This window comes from Lacinutrix sp. MEBiC02404 (genome assembly GCF_053601575.1).
In genome coordinates, this window is record NZ_JBSHNV010000153.1 from 70,503 (window position 1) to 86,648 (window position 16,146).

13 protein-coding genes are annotated in these 16,146 nt (G+C 32.9%); 7 read left to right on the top strand and 6 right to left on the bottom strand.

The annotated features are described in order from the left end of the window. Positions 1-49: 49 nt before the first annotated feature. From ACVCXO_RS06785 to ACVCXO_RS06795, 3 genes are all read right to left on the bottom strand, one after another. Positions 50-934, bottom strand: a complete 885-nt coding sequence (locus ACVCXO_RS06785; protein WP_452228835.1) for a LysR substrate-binding domain-containing protein — start codon at positions 932-934, stop codon at positions 50-52. Between the two features lie 72 nt (positions 935-1,006). Continuing rightward, on the bottom strand, positions 1,007-3,556 hold the full coding sequence (locus ACVCXO_RS06790; RefSeq protein ID WP_452228836.1) for a M4 family metallopeptidase: 2,550 nt from the start codon (positions 3,554-3,556) through the stop codon (positions 1,007-1,009). 116 nt (positions 3,557-3,672) lie between these two features. Beyond that, entirely contained in the window at positions 3,673-4,092 is a 420-nt protein-coding gene (locus ACVCXO_RS06795; protein WP_452228837.1) for a nucleoside-diphosphate kinase, read from the bottom strand. A 90-nt stretch (positions 4,093-4,182) separates the two neighbouring features. On the opposite strand from ACVCXO_RS06795, the gene ACVCXO_RS06800 reads away from it, so the two are divergent. The 3 genes from ACVCXO_RS06800 to ACVCXO_RS06810 are packed head-to-tail and all read left to right on the top strand — an operon-like array spanning position 4,183 to position 6,941. Beyond that, positions 4,183-5,202: a DHH family phosphoesterase gene (locus tag ACVCXO_RS06800; protein WP_452228838.1), complete on the top strand. Its 1,020-nt coding sequence runs from the start codon at positions 4,183-4,185 to the stop codon at positions 5,200-5,202. After that, positions 5,195-5,740: a gliding motility-associated peptidyl-prolyl isomerase GldI gene (gldI, locus tag ACVCXO_RS06805; RefSeq protein WP_452228839.1), complete on the top strand. Its 546-nt coding sequence runs from the start codon at positions 5,195-5,197 to the stop codon at positions 5,738-5,740. The genes ACVCXO_RS06800 and gldI overlap by 8 nt, the downstream gene beginning before the upstream one ends. Before the next feature lie 22 nt (positions 5,741-5,762). After that, positions 5,763-6,941 carry a peptidylprolyl isomerase gene (locus tag ACVCXO_RS06810; protein WP_452228840.1) on the top strand — a complete coding sequence of 393 codons (1,179 nt, stop codon included), beginning with the start codon at positions 5,763-5,765 and terminating at the stop codon, positions 6,939-6,941. Positions 6,942-7,014: 73 nt separating this feature from the next. Here ACVCXO_RS06810 and ACVCXO_RS06815 read toward each other — a convergent pair whose 3' ends face one another. Continuing rightward, the gene (locus ACVCXO_RS06815) at positions 7,015-8,475 is read right to left on the bottom strand and encodes an aminoacyl-histidine dipeptidase (RefSeq protein WP_452228841.1); all 1,461 of its coding nucleotides are present in this window, start codon (positions 8,473-8,475) and stop codon (positions 7,015-7,017) included. Positions 8,476-8,596: 121 nt separating this feature from the next. Between ACVCXO_RS06815 and ACVCXO_RS06820 the strand changes: the two genes are divergently transcribed. Together ACVCXO_RS06820 and ACVCXO_RS06825 are read left to right on the top strand one after the other, a co-directional pair. Beyond that, on the top strand, positions 8,597-9,607 hold the full coding sequence (locus ACVCXO_RS06820) for a DUF3810 domain-containing protein (protein ID WP_452228990.1): 1,011 nt from the start codon (positions 8,597-8,599) through the stop codon (positions 9,605-9,607). A 38-nt stretch (positions 9,608-9,645) separates the two neighbouring features. Further along, positions 9,646-9,978 carry a hypothetical protein gene (locus ACVCXO_RS06825; RefSeq protein WP_452228842.1) on the top strand — a complete coding sequence of 111 codons (333 nt, stop codon included), beginning with the start codon at positions 9,646-9,648 and terminating at the stop codon, positions 9,976-9,978. Between the two features lie 79 nt (positions 9,979-10,057). On the opposite strand, the gene ACVCXO_RS06830 is transcribed toward ACVCXO_RS06825, so the two are convergent. Both ACVCXO_RS06830 and ACVCXO_RS06835 read right to left on the bottom strand, forming a co-directional pair. After that, on the bottom strand, positions 10,058-10,861 hold the full coding sequence (locus ACVCXO_RS06830) for a DUF6503 family protein (protein ID WP_452228843.1): 804 nt from the start codon (positions 10,859-10,861) through the stop codon (positions 10,058-10,060). A 105-nt stretch (positions 10,862-10,966) separates the two neighbouring features. Then, positions 10,967-13,921, bottom strand: a complete 2,955-nt coding sequence (locus tag ACVCXO_RS06835) for a T9SS type A sorting domain-containing protein (protein ID WP_452228844.1) — start codon at positions 13,919-13,921, stop codon at positions 10,967-10,969. Between the two features lie 37 nt (positions 13,922-13,958). Here ACVCXO_RS06835 and ACVCXO_RS06840 point away from each other — a divergent pair, with 37 nt between their 5' ends. Then, complete coding sequence (locus ACVCXO_RS06840; RefSeq protein WP_452228845.1) at positions 13,959-14,759, top strand: TrmH family RNA methyltransferase; 801 nt, start codon at positions 13,959-13,961, stop codon at positions 14,757-14,759. A 91-nt stretch (positions 14,760-14,850) separates the two neighbouring features. Continuing rightward, positions 14,851-16,083, top strand: a complete 1,233-nt coding sequence (locus tag ACVCXO_RS06845) for a M48 family metallopeptidase (RefSeq protein WP_452228846.1) — start codon at positions 14,851-14,853, stop codon at positions 16,081-16,083. Positions 16,084-16,146: the final 63 nt, after the last annotated feature.

Genomic DNA, 16,146 nt, shown 5'->3' on the forward strand with positions numbered 1-16,146 from the left:
TAATTCTAACAAATAACCTTTAAGCAAATCAATTAGTTATTAAGCATAACTAAAAGTTATAGTTGTTGCGGATAAAATTTTCTAGGTAATCTATAGTCTTGGATTGAAAGCCTGTTCTTTTTATGAAGTAAAACCACCTTTCGATCGATAAATCTTTAATGTCAATTATTTTTAATTTATTATGCACTAAGTCGTTATGAATGGCATTAATAGATAAAAGTGCAAAATGATCAGAATGATACAGGTAGTTTTTAATCGCTTCCGTACTATTTAAAGACACCACACTATTAAGACTTTTTATATTATTTTGTAATAGAAACTTATCAATAATAGCTCTTGTTCCAGAACCTTTTTCTCGTTCAATAATAGGAATTTCCTGTAGTGTTTCTATAGTAATGCTTCCTTTCTTAAAAAGAGTATTATTCACATTAGTTACCAATACAATTTCGTCTTTAATAAATTTTTCGAAATGTAATTTAGTATTGGATATACTACCTTCCGTAATTCCAAAATCTATTTCTTCATTCAGAATATAATCTTCAATATGCGCTGAATTATCACTTATTATTTTAAATTTTGTTTGCGGAAACTGTACTCTAAACTTTGCTATTATTTTAGGGATTATATAATTGGACAAGGTTGTACTAACTCCTAATTCAATAACCTCTGGAAAAACGTCTTTTTTGTGTAGAAACTGTTCCTCCATTTCAGAAAAAACAGCGAGTATCCTGTTGGTATACACAAGAAAAGCCTTCCCTTCTGCTGTGAGTTCTATCGAGTTTCTCTTTCTGGTAAAAAAGGTTGTTTTATATTCTTCCTCTAAATTTTTGATGGATTTAGAAACCGCAGGTTGGGAAACAAATAATTGTTCTGCTGCTTTGGTGAAGCTCAAGTGCTTTGCAACCACTTTAAATATATGTAACTTCGTTTTCATTATCTCTTGTGTAAATAACCAATAAAAGCACAACCATTGCTAGCTGTGCTTTTTTTAATCATTATAATGCAACTACTCTTTAACAAGCTTAATAACCGTTTTACTTTCTGGCGAAGCAACAGTCATAAAATAAATACCCGCAGCTAGATTAGATATATTAACATCTTTTTGCATTTGCATATTCGCTAAATCTATTTGTGTAATAAATCTTCCATTAATATCATGAATACTTGCCGTACTTAAATCTATGTTTTGTGTTTTTAGTAATGTAAATAATCCCTTAGAAGGATTTGGAAACACTTTGATACTACTATTTAATGTTTCAAATTCTGTAACAGATAAAATTCTGGAGCAGTTATAAATTACCACATCATCTAAATACCAGCCTTCAATACCGTTACATCCATCTGTACCCATTTCCCATCTAAATTTAACAGTGCTATTAGCTCCAAGACCAATCGCTGATAAATCTATAATACTTTTTCCCCAACTACCAGAAACAGAACCACCATTCGTTCCTGTAAAAGCGTCCTGACCTTGCATCGGATTATCATTCCCGGTAATATTTAAAGAATTATTATATGTATTATGTGTAAATGCAGTACTTGGTAAAGTATCCCAAAGAAGACCATTGGTTACACTATACTTTATATTTCCACCATCCCATTGCGACTCTGTTGCCACATAATGATCAAAAGCCATTTCATAAATACCATCTGTAAAATCTGGCAATGTAATTAATGGACTTTCTAGTCTAATTATTCCGTTTTGTAAATCTGCACCACAATCTCCATTTACAGGATCTACACCAAAAACGGCTTGTCCTACTCTACCGTTTGGTAAACTAGCACTTATCGCCCAAGGTCTAGACTCCCAAGTAGCAGGATTACTTGGTAATTCTGTAACTATCCAAGTTCCTAAACCAGATTCCCAATCTTCAAAAAACACTGGATTATTGATTGCTGCTTCACATAACTCTGGTGTTTCTACCAAAATTGCCACAAAGCCACACTGATCTGGAAAAACACGCAGCTCTACTGCTACTAAAACTTTTACTAATTCATCGAAATCTGCCGTTGTAATTATTTCACCAGAAGGCCCAGCCGGCGTACTGGTTGTTGTAAGTCCTTCTAGATTTATTCCTATTAAATCGGTACAAGCAGCCTCTAAAGCATTAGCTAACAGCGTAAAATCACTTGTAGCTGTAAGGTATGTACTTTGTGCTCTCCAAAAAATATGAGCAGCCTTAGTAAAGCCAATACCATTAATGGTTTGTCCATTATAGGTTCCTCCATCTACTAATAATGCATACGCATGGTTTGGCACTCCCGAATTAACGTGTACACCTCCAGAATCACTATCTGCACAATGATAATTAGCATCTGTAACTTTTCCCGGAGCATTATTACAATTAGGATTCCAAAGATCACGTATTGGCGCAGAAAAGAAGGAAGCATCTTCTCCCATTCTCCATCTCAAGGAACTACCACAATCGGTTCTTAAGGAAAGATCTTCTCCATCATCCTCATAATTATTAATTAAATCTACCGTTTCACCCCAAATATCGGAGTAAGACTCATTAATTGCCCCAGCTTGCCAAGCATAAATTAAACCACTAGTAAATTCCGTATATGCGTGTCCCCATTCATGTGCAATTACATCATCTGCAGCGGTACCATCGCGGTAGTTGGTTGTAGAACCATTCCAACTTGCATTTGCTACACCTGGATCGTTATTTACGGTTCTCATTTGTGCTCCATTACCATCGTAAGAATCAAAACCAAAAGTATGGTTAAACAAATGATATACTTGTGCTGAAGTTTCCACCTCATTTATTTGCCAGCTCGTTAATGTTCCTGGTAAGACATCCCCTTCTTCCCAAACGGTATTCCCCGTATTGTCTTCGTAAACAATTCTATGTAATGCATTTGCCATTCCTGTGAATTGTTCTACAGTTTCCTGCGTATGTGCATTTACAAAAACAAACTCTCTTACATCTTTATCATTTCGAACTTCTACTTCATAAACAAGATGTTTTGAGGTAAAATTCCCTTGTGCTAATCCTTTTTGAAAAACATATAATGTGTTTTTATTTACTTTTAAAGGTACTCCTGAGCCATTTATTTTTTGATTTTGAACAACTTCCATTGCCAAACGATTAGCCGTTGCTGCAGATATAGTTGGCGTCGCGTTCAGTTTTATGTTTGGTATATAATTCCCATTAATAGCAGTTAACTTATTTTCGGTATTAAAATGAAACTTTAATTTACCGTCATATACAGGAACACCATGATACTCTTGATTTAATGTTAGCTGTTTCCATCCGTAATTATCTGTTATTAACCCGTCTACGACAAAAGATTCGCTTACCTTTTTTATATTAAATATCGCTTTATATTTCTCTAAGAAAGTAAATGCTTTTGCCTCTAATGTTATACCTTCTACATCTAAAGGATTAGTCTGTTGAAACTTAATAAAGCTTGCAATTTGTGTATTTTCATTTACAGTAACACTTGCATTCGTTTCATGTACAAAAGCGGTAATGCTTTTTTGTGTTTCTTGCGCATATGCAGTAATGGCTAGCAAGAATAAAACGAATAAAAGTTTAGTAGATTTCTTCATTGTCTTTTTTTTTATAAATATACTACAGTTATTTTAATTTTATTGTTAGCTGGCTTACAGAAACAAAAAAAGCCTGCAAATTGCAGGCTTTTTGTTAATATGTGTATATAAATTTTCTAGAACATTTCTCTTCCAGAAAAATGGAAAGCACCTTCAATAGCTGCATTTTCATCACTATCACTTCCGTGTACTGCATTTTCACCAATAGATGCTGCATATAGTTTACGTATAGTACCTTCTGCTGCGTCTGCTGGATTAGTAGCTCCAATTAAAGTTCTAAAATCTTCCACGGCATTATCTTTTTCTAAGATTGCTGCTACAACTGGTCCACGTGTCATATACTCCACTAATTCCCCAAAGAAAGGACGTTCGTTATGTACCGCGTAAAACGCTTGTGCATCTGTAGTTGTCATGTGTGTTAATTTTAATGCTACGATTCTAAATCCTGAAGCAGTAATTTTTTCTAAAATTGCACCAATATTCCCTTTTTCAACAGAATCTGGTTTAAGCATTGTAAATGTTCTATTTGTCGCCATTTTTTATAATATTTTTTTTTTTGCAAAAGTAATGTATTTCTTCCTAAAAACCATATAATCCATTACTAAAAAATTGTATCTTCGCTACCTATGAAAAAACAAGACATTACTAACATAAAAGCACTACTACAATCTCCTAAAAAAATTGTGATTGTTCCTCATAAAAACCCAGATGGAGATGCAATTGGTTCTACATTAGGCTTATACTTATATCTTTTAAAATACAATCATGAGGTACGCGTTATTGCTCCGAATGATTACCCAGATTTTTTAAAATGGATGCCAAGCGAAGCCACTGTTTTAAAATATGACACGCAAACGGAGGAGAGTGAAACCTTAATTCATCAAGCCGAAATTATTTTCACATTAGATTTTAATGCTTTAAACAGGACTGGGGATATGGAGCCTGTTCTTGCTAAAAGTGAAGCTATAAAAATAATGATCGATCATCACCAACAACCAGATGATTATGCTTTATATACCTATAGTGATGTAAGTATGAGTTCTACTTGTGAAATGGTGTATCATTTTATAGATATGTTAGCCGATGCAAATAAGATAGACGCAGATATTGCTACCTGTTTATATACCGGAATTATGACAGACACTGGTTCTTTTAGGTTTTCTTCTACCACATCTACAACACATAAAGTCATTGCCGACCTAATAGAGAAAGGCGCTAAAAACGCGGAAATACACAATGCTATCTATGATACAAATAGCTATAACAGATTACAATTATTAGGTTGCACCCTAAGTAATTTAAAAGTTTTACCAGAATATAGAACTGCATATATAACACTCTCTCAACAAGAATTAAACAACTTTGATTATAAAAAAGGAGATACCGAAGGATTTGTTAACTATGCGCTATCCCTGCAAAACATCATATTTGCAGCTATTTTTATAGAAGATCAAAAGCAAAATATTATTAAAATATCTTTACGATCTAAAGGAGACTTTTCTGTAAACGAATTTTCAAGAGCACATTTTTCTGGAGGCGGACATACTAATGCTGCTGGAGGTAAAAGCGATACTGACTTAAATGAAACCGTTGAAAAATTTATTAGTATATTACCAAGCTATAAAAAGGCTTTAAACAATGAATAAGTTTTTACTAATACCTTGTATTTTAATTCTATTAGTTTCGTGTAAATCACCAGAAGCACGAAGACCTATTTCTGCAACTTCTGGTTCTTTTATTGAAGAATCGGTTGCAAGAAACAAAGAACTATACGCTAAAGAACAAGTACGTATAGAAGCTATTATGGATAAAAATCCGAAGAATAATTATATCGCTTCGCAAAGTGGTTTTTGGTATTATTACAATACCAAAGTACAAGACAGTTTAATAAAACCAAATTTTGGTGATATTGTAAATTTTAATTATAATGTGAAGTCTTTAAACGGAAAACTAATCTATACTAAAGAAGAGTTAAGAACACAAAACTACGCAATGGATAAGCAAGAACTTTTCACTGGTTTACGTGAAGGTTTAAAACTTATGAAAACTGGCGAAACCGTTACTTTTCTTTTTCCATCACCAAAAGCATATGGCTATTATGGAGATAATAATAGAATAGGCACTAGTATACCATTAATATGTGAAGTAACTGTAAATTCAATAACCCAAAATCAATCTAATTAATATGAATTTTTTAAAACAAACTATGAAAATTTTTATTCTAGCACTTTTGCTAAGTATTACCTCTTGCCAAGATAAATATCCAGATCTTGAAGATGGTCTTTATGCAGAATTTGTAACCAACAAAGGTACTATGGTTGCTAAATTATATTTTGAACAAGCACCTGTTACAGTTGCAAACTTTGTTGCTCTAGCAGAAGGAACACATCCAAACGTTACAGATTCTTTAAAAGGAAAAAGATATTATAACGGTATTATCTTCCATAGAGTTATCGATAAATTTATGATTCAAGGAGGAGATCCTACAGGAACTGGATCTGGAGATCCTGGATACAAATTTACAGATGAATTTAATCCAGATTTAAGACATAACAAACCAGGAATCTTATCTATGGCAAATTCTGGTGCGAATACAAATGGTAGTCAGTTTTTTATAACGGAAGGGCCTACACCAAACTTAGATGCATTTGATGCACAAGGAAACTTAAAAAAATGTGACAATCCAAGAGTTAGTTGTCACGCTGTATTTGGTGAAGTAGTTTTAGGGTTAGATGTGCAAGACAGTATTTCTAACGTAAAAACAGAAAAACCAAGCAACAAACCTTTTATTGACGTGGTTATTAATGAGCTTAACATTATAAGAAAAGGGAAGGCTGCAAAAGCTTTTGACGCTCCTAAAGTGTACACAGAAGAATTACCTAAAATTGCTGAAAACACAAAAAGACTTAAAGAAGAAGCAGAAGAAAAACTAAAAGAAGAAGCGAAACAAGCAACAGAAAACTTCTTGAAAAAGAACGAAAGTTTAAAAGGAACTATTAAAACACTTCCTACTGGCTTAGTTATGATTATTGATGAAGCTAAAAATGGTGTAAAACCAACCTCTACAGATAAAGTTTTAGTTAATTACGCTGGATTCTTTGAAGACGGCAAATTATTTGACACTAGTTGGGCGCAAGTTGCAAAAGACAATGACCAATACAATGAGCAACGAGATAAAGCTAAAGGCTACAAACCTTTTGCTATGATATATAATGAAACGGCACAACTTGTTCCCGGATTTAGAGAAGCGATGCTTAACATGAATGTTGGTGACAAAGCACACGTTTTTATACCTAGCTATTTAGGTTATGGTGAAAACGGCATGGGACCAATACCAGGAAACACAAACTTGGTTTTTGATTTAGAGATTATGGGAATTGAATAATAACCCAGAATCAATTACATAAAAAAAGCAGCTCGATGAGCTGCTTTTTTTTTATACTATATTTATATTATCCTTATTTTTTAGGAATCTCCTTCAAAATCTCTAAAACAAACTTCCAGTATTTTTGAGCAGAAGAAATACTTGCTCTTTCATCTGGAGAGTGTGCTCCTTTAATAGTTGGTCCAAAACTAATCATTTCCATTTCTGGGTAATGCGTTCCAAGAATACCACATTCTAATCCGGCGTGACAAGCAGCAACATGTGCTTTTTCGCCATTCATTTTTTCATATAAAGCATCTAATACTTTTAATATAGAAGAATCCATATTTGGAGCCCAACCAGGATAATCTCCCGAAAGTTCTACCTCACAACCTGTAAGTTCAAAAGTTGCACGAAGTGAATTTGCTAGATCATCTTTAGCACTTTCTACAGAACTACGTGTTAAGCATCCTATTTTAATAGCTCCATCTTTAATAATTACTCTCGCAATGTTATTGGATGTTTCTACCAAACCAGGAATCTCTGCACTCATTCTATACACCCCATTACAAGCGGCATAAATAGCTCTTGTGATCCCTTCTTGAACACCAAGATCCATAATAGTTTCTGGTGTTTCTGTTTTAGAAACTGTAATTTCTAAATCCGGTTCCATCGTTCTTAATTCGGTTTTAATGGTTTTTGCCATTGCTTCCATTTCTGCAATAAAAGCAGCTTCATGCACCGCATCGATAGCAACTATTGCATTACTTTCTCTCGGAATTGCATTACGCAAACTTCCTCCATCAATTTCAGAAATACGTAAACCAAAGTTTTCAAATCCGTCAAATAAAACACGATTCATAATTTTGTTCGCATTCCCTAAACCCTCGTGAATTTGCATTCCAGAATGTCCACCTTGCAAACCATTTACGGTAATAGCAAAACCGGTTTTAAATTCTGGAGTTTCTTCTACGTTATATTCTCTAGTTGCAGTAACATCGATTCCACCGGCACAACCAACACCAATTTCATCATCTTCTTCTGTATCTAAGTTTAATAAGATTCCGCCTTCCAGCAATCCTCCTTTTAAACCCATTGCTCCTGTCATTCCTGTTTCTTCGTCAATAGTAAATAACGCCTCAATTGCAGGATGTGCAATATCTGTACTTTCTAGAATTGCCATAATAGTTGCAACACCTAAGCCATTATCTGCTCCAAGCGTAGTTCCTTTGGCACGAACCCAATCTCCTTCTACATACATATCAATTCCTTGCGTATCGAAATCAAAATCGGTATCGTTATTTTTTTGGTGTACCATATCTAAATGCGATTGCATAACGATGGTAACTCGATCTTCCATTCCAGAAGTTGCTGGCTTTTTAATGATTACGTTACCAACTTCATCTTCGATAACTTCTAAACCAAGTTTGGTTCCAAAATCTTTCATAAACGCAATAACACGTTCTTCTTTTTTGGATGCTCTTGGCACTGCATTAAGGTCTGCAAACTTATTCCAAAGTTGTTGTGGTTCTAGTTGTCTTATTTCTGAATTCATTTGTATATATTTTTGAAAGTGCAAAGATACGAATAGTCTTTTACAAACATTTGCTTACTTTTGAAAGATGCTGAAAAACCCAAAACCCTATATTGCTTTTTCTTTAGTACCAGTTTACTTTATGGTACGGTTACTTTCTAATTATCCTGAATTTATTGAGAAATATTACAGCAACGGCTTATACCCTATAATTTCGAAACTTTTGAGATATACTTTAGGATGGATTCCATTTTCATTTGGCGATGTATTCTATGCGTTTTCTATTATATTTATCCTTCGATGGTTTATTAAAAACAGACGAAGAATTAGAAAAGATACTAAAAACTGGTGTATAGATGTTTTTGCGGCAGTTTCCATTATCTATTTTGCCTTTCATCTTTTTTGGGCAATGAATTATTACCGATTGCCATTACATAAAAACCTCCATCTAGAAGTAGATTATACTACCGAAAAATTAATCTCCGTTACCAAACAGCTCATTAAAAAATCGAATACTTTACATCTAGAAATCACAAAAAACGATACTGTACAGGTAGAAATACCGTATAGTAAATCCGAATTATTACAACAAGTCCCCAATGGTTATACTGTTTTAGAGAAAGATTTTCCGCATCTAAAATACCATCCGAAGAGTATAAAAAAATCCTTATTTAGCATCCCATTAACATACATGGGATTTTCGGGATATTTAAATCCGTTGACCAATGAAGCGCAAGTAGATGCATTAATTCCTAAGTATAAATTTCCAACAACCGCTTCGCATGAAGTTGCGCATCAATTGGGTTATGCTGCAGAAAACGAAGCTAATTTTATTGGATTTTTAGCAGCAACCAACAATCCGGATATCTACTTTAAGTATTCTGGTTTTACCTTCGGATTAAAACATTGTTTATTGGAGGTATACCGAAGAGATCCTGTTGCTTACGAAGCATTATTAGATACTATTAACCTCGGAATTATTAAGAACTATCAAGAAACACAAGATTTCTGGCAAAGTTACCAAAACATAACAGAGCCTATTTTTAAACTTGTGTACACCAACTTTTTAAAAGCCAACAATCAAAAAGGAGGTATGGAAAGTTATAGTTATGTGGTTGCCTTACTGGTTAATTATCAGGATAGTAAAATATAATTAATTCTTGTATCTTAGTACAATAAAAATCATAGGTTATGAAAAAGACATTATTATTAGTCTCCCTTTTTATTAGTGCTATTTCTTTTGCACAAACCATAGAGCTAAAGAAAATAGATAAAAAGAGTTATTCTTTTTTTGACAGCTATACTTTTGAAAAAATTCTGGTTTTAGAAACCAATTTAAAAACCACTGCACCTTTTAAAAATTTTGAAGCAATACCAACTGGCAACTTAGTATTTACACCACAAAATTTTAATAGGCTTACTGCTTATCCAGATTTTACCAGTTACACTTTAAAAAACGAGTTACGCAAAGTGATGTTAGAAATCCCTGGTTTACATAGACCTATTGAACCTAATTCTTTGTAATTTTAAACTTAAAAATAGCACATAAAAAAAAGCGAACATTATATAATGTTCGCTTTTTTTATGTGCTTTAAAAGAACGCTTAGTTTGAAAATTCTCCATTTTCAGGTTTAGCAAATGTGCTAGATGGCATAGCTGCATCTGTAATTTGAACCTCTATAAAATCTGTACTCTTTGTAGCTTCTGTTGGTTTGTCGTCTTTAAAACCATAATTCACACTTGTTTTAGGTAATAATAAACCATTCACTTTTTGCCAATTACTATATCTTCTAAAGTGCAATTCTTTGGTATCAATTCCTGGAACAAAAGAAACGGTATAGCCTAACCATTCCATTTGATATGTTGTAGGGTTGTAATATAACACGTAACGATCTTCTGGTGTTTCACCAACTCCTGCGTTATAGGTTACTTGAATTCCTGGGTATGTTATCCCTTCATAAACTAAAGGTTCTGCATCTGCATAGTTAATTCCGTCATCGGCAAGAATAAAAGGCATCGCATAGAAATAGAACATTAAGTTATATTTATATTTCGCCATTTTCCCGTTGTAATCTCCTTCGGTTTTATTTACAAACCATGCTTTTTCACCATCAAAACCAATACTTTCTTTTGGGTTATCTACCAATCCTTCTCTTGAAATTAAGTTTGTGGTTATCACTTCTTTTCCGTCTGGCTTTTCCATAGTGAAAGCTAGGGATTTCATAGATTTCCAGGTGTCCATTCCGCCATGCGCATCAAATACTTTAGTCAGATTTTCTGGATAGGTAACTGCTGGAGTTTCTACTATTACTTCTCCTACACCTTCTGTAGCTTTTTCTGTCTTTGTGTTTTGTTTACATGCCGAAAATGTAATTAGTAAGGCAATTGCAAAAATGTAGTTTTTCATCAAATAGGTTTTTAGTTGGTAACTATGTCGAAAAGCGAAAATAAACATTACAAAAAAAGCTTCCGAATGACGGAAGCTTTTATAACTTAAATTTAACGTATATACTTATTCAATAATTAGTTTTTCCATCCTTTTAAATGTTTTGCTTTTCAGTTCTACAAAATACATTCCTTGTGATAAATTAGATATATTTAAACTAACCTTATTCTCATTAGTAACCACTCGAGGTGCTCTTATTAATTTACCTTGTAGGTTGTAAATGCTTACCGAAAAATCTTCCGCTACAGCGTTATTAAACTGAATATTTACAGTACTATTTGCTGGATTTGGATAAATACTAAATTCTGAAAAGGGCAAAGCATCTACAGACAAGGTTGCAACAAACTCATTTACAAATCGGTTAGTCGTTATTCTATCATTAAAATCAAAATAAATATCTGCGATATTTGATACAAATGAATTTGGAGTATAACCACTTGTTGGTTTTATTTTGAAATAAACATAACCATGACTATTTGGTTCATCCATACTTTCACTTGGTAAGTTAATGTCATTAAATTTCCACACTAATTTATTACTTTTACGTATTAGCACATAATCATGACTTGCGCTTAACATTTTAAATGTACTTGCATCTATTGTTTCATTTAACAAATCTTCTATTCTGATATCAATAGCTTCTGCTGTACCAATATTTTGAAAGTTAATTGTATAATATAGATAGTCTTCACTGGTGAAACTTTCAAATGGTATTTCACTTCCGTGAGATTCCAATTTATTATTAGGATCATAAGAATTGACTACTGCTTCAGTTAATATAGATTCATTGTTATCGTTATCAATATCATCAATACCATAAACAACTATATTAGTAACTAAATCACCAATAGTTAAATTAGTAGGAATATTTAAGATAATTGAAACATGTTCCTGATCTCCAGGTTGTAAGTTATTAAAATCCAAAATAAAGCCAGTTCCTGTATTTGTTACAGTATTTCCTGAATCTAAATTCAGCACATTAACTAATGTTACGAATGTATCATGCGTAAACTCAACAGTACCAGAAACAGATGTACTTCCTAGGTTTTCAATAATCATTTTATTGGTATAGTTCTGCCCTGGTCTTGGTGGTATAAATGATAGCAATGACACATTAATGTCGTTACAATCTTGATTAATTGTTAAAGGAAAATCAATATGAACCGTATCAGATTCTGCAATTGAAACATTCTCAACTAGTGTGAATGTTTGATTTAAACAGGTTTCATAACTATCATACATTGTAAAACTTATATCATAGGTATTAGTATTATCATAATTTGGAATTAAAAAATTACCTGTAGACGAATTAACATAGTTTATTCTACCATCATTATTAACTTCATAAGTAAATACTCCTTCACTAAAATTGGATTCTATATCATCAAGAACTGAATTACTGTTCTCATCTACAAAAGCATTAACTTCTATATAATCTAGCTCACCAAGACAAGATACTGTAAAATCCCAAGGGTCATCATCACAAAGAGTTGAATTGAAATCCGAAGACACCATTACTGTAATAGAATCACCAGTAGATGTAAACATTAATCCTGTTAAGTTTCCTTCAACACCATAAGGTGTTTCTGCATTAATATTTGTTACACCATCTGAATCTAATACAATAAGTTCATCAAAATTATTTTCTGTTAGTCCAGAATTAAAAAACAACTTTAATTGTGAACCATCAGCAGTTTGAAATGAGAATTGTCTATTATCAGCATTATCATAACAAAAAACAGTATTGACTACTCCATTAACAGCACAATCAATGATTTGAATTGGATTATTTCTTGTTGAAAAACTTTCTTCAACACATCCCGTTGCTGGTCCATCATCATTATAAGGTACAATGGTTACATAATAAGTAGTTTCATATTCTAAAGTACCAGGATCATAAGTTGTTACCAGCCCAACATCTACATTATCCGCAACATCAGTACCTCCGGAAGTAGTTCCTATTGAAATTCTATATCCTGTAACATATTGACTCGCAAAAGTCCAGCTCAAATCCGCCTCTAAATCAGCATCTTGAAAATTATTTTCAGGTGCTATTAAAACAGCATCACAGTTTGGTAGAATCACTGGGCAATCAACTGTTATAAGTATATCTTCTTCTATTGTTGCAGGTAAACCAGTATTAGGATCTATAAATGTAATTTCTCCAGTAAATGTTTCATCAACTATTGGACAAACATTAATAGTTTCATTATTACTAATTAAAACATCATCTTGATCATACCAAGCATATGTATTTCCTAATATGCTTCCTGAAGGAAAAAATCCCCATGCTTCATACTGTGTAGACCATGCTCCTGTATTTCTTCCTGGAGGAACCACCGCTTGTGTACCTTCAGGGTTTTGAATCCCTACAACTGCATTTCCATTATTCCAACCAGCACAAAATGGTTTGTTTAAAAGGTATACTTCAACAACATTTGTAGTTTCATGCAGCACAATCATTTGCGTTGTTCTTAAATCATTACAAGAAAAATGTGCCATATCCAAAAAACTAACTACAAAGACTCTAAAAGGAGCCGTACCTTTAACCTCGTAAGCAATTTCGCCATTAACACTAGCATCCATATCATGTGCTGCACCAAAAATATTAGCATCACTCAATGCCGTATTCGTATTATTTGGTAAAGTCTCAGAAAACAACCAACCATTAAAACCATTAGCCTTAGAAGTATCAAATGAAACAACACCATTACCTCCAATTATTAGGTCACTATACGTATCCCCATAAAATGAAAAATCAAATGGAAGATTAAGAATACCACTCCATGTATCATCTAAATTTAAAGAAGTTCCAGAATCTAAACCATCAAAACTGGATGGAGGATTAAAAGGTATACTAGCGACATTATAATCTAAAGTTGCTTCTATATTTAAAGGGTAAATTGTAAGATCTGAACAACCAGTACTACAATCTGTCTCTTGAGAAATAAAAGAAGATTGCGAATAATGATTTAAACTAAATAAAACGGTAAGTAGTAATAAAAGTAATTTTTTATTCATAATAGTGTAAATTTGTGCTTACAATATAGGTAAATTAATGGATTTCAAACAAATAACAAGTACACAAAATGCTTACATAAAAGAGCTAGTTCTTTTAAAAGATAAGTCTAAAAACAGAAAACAATCTGGGTTGTTTTTAATTGAAGGCGAACGGGAAATTTCATTAGCGATTAAAGGAAAGTATGAAATAGAAACTATATTATTTTTTAAGGAATTATTTTCGGAAGAAAGATTAAACACACTAGATCTTTCTAAAGCTGAAATTATAGAAGTTTCCAAAGACGTGTATCAAAAATTAGCATATCGAAGTACTACGGAAGGTATTATTGCTATAGCCAAAAACAAACCACACAGCATTGAAAGTCTCCAATTTAACACACCAAACCCTTTACTTCTAATTGCGGAAGCTCCAGAAAAACCAGGGAATATTGGTGCCATTTTACGTACTGCAGATGCTGCAAATGTAGATGCTGTAATTATTGCAAATCCGAAAACCGATTTATACAATCCAAATATTATTCGCTCTAGTGTTGGTTGTTTATTTACCAACCAAATTGCGACAGGATCTACCGAGGAAATCATATCTTTTTTAAACCAAAACAACATAGCTATTTATAGTGCTATTTTACAAGAGGCCGTAAATTATCACGAACAAGATTACACCAAAGCATCTGCTATTGTTGTTGGCACAGAAGCTACTGGTTTAAGCGAATCTTGGCGAAAAGCATCTAAGCAAAATATTAAAATTCCCATGCAAGGCGCCATAGATTCTATGAATGTTTCAGTTGCTGCTGGAATTTTAATTTTTGAAGCTAAAAGACAAAGAGGTTTTAAATAAATAATCTCTACGAAAAACGAAGCAGTCCCCTAAAATAAAACAGATTGCCACGTCGTTTTAAAAACGCCTCGCAAAAGCACAAAAAAAGAACATGACACCTACTACACTTTTCTATATTATCCTTGCTATTTTAATTATCGATTTTATAATCGATAAAACGCTAGACGCATTAAACGCTAAACATTATAAAGATATCGTTCCTGAAGAGCTACAAGATGTTTATGATACTAACGAATATAATAAATCGCAAGAGTATAAGAAAACGAATTATACATTCGGAATCTTAACTTCTACATTCTCCATGCTTTTAACCTTAGCTTTTTTAATTTTTGATGGCTTTGAAGCTATGGATAATATAGCAAGAAGTTATTCTGAAAACCCAATTGTAGTTGCATTAATTTTCTTCGGAATCATAATGATTGGAAGCGATATTCTCACCACACCTTTTTCCTATTATAAAACATTTGTTATTGAAGAAAAATTTGGATTCAACAAAACCACAAAAAAAACCTTTTGGCTAGACAAAATAAAAGGATGGTTCATGATGGCGATTGTTGGAAGTCTTATTCTATCGGCAATTATTTGGTTTTACCAATCTACAGGAAAATATTTCTGGTTATATGCCTGGGCTTTAGTTACTGCTTTTACCGTTTTTATGAATATGTTTTACGCCAAACTAATTGTGCCATTATTCAATAAACAAACGCCTTTAGAAGATGGAAGTCTGCGCGATAAAATCTCAGCCTATGCAAAAACGGTTGGTTTCACCTTAGATAAAATTTTTGTTATTGATGGTTCTAAAAGAAGCACCAAAGCAAACGCTTATTTCTCTGGATTTGGTAGCGAAAAACGCGTCACTTTATATGACACGTTGATTAACGATCTAGACGAAGAAGAAATAGTTGCTGTGCTTGCGCATGAAGTTGGCCACTATAAAAAGAAACACATTATATTTAACTTGATAGCTTCCGTTTTACTAACTGGTTTTACACTTTTTATACTTTCCTTATTTATTTCAAAACCTATACTATCACAAGCTTTAGGTGTTGAGATTCCTAGTTTTCATATTGGATTAATTGCCTTCGGAATTTTATATAGTCCGCTTTCCGAAATTACAGGTTTATTAATGAATTGGTTTTCCCGAAAATTTGAATACCAAGCAGATGATTATGCAAAAAACACCTATAAAGCCGAACCATTAATTACTTCCCTTAAAAAGCTATCTAAAAACAGCTTGAGTAATTTAACGCCGCATAAAGCGTATGAATTTATGCATTATTCCCATCCTTCTTTATTAAAGAGAATTCAGAATTTGAGAAAATAATTCCCTCCTGTTAATGGTGTCCACTTTTTAAATCAAAATTTAATTTTCTTTATCACTTTCCTG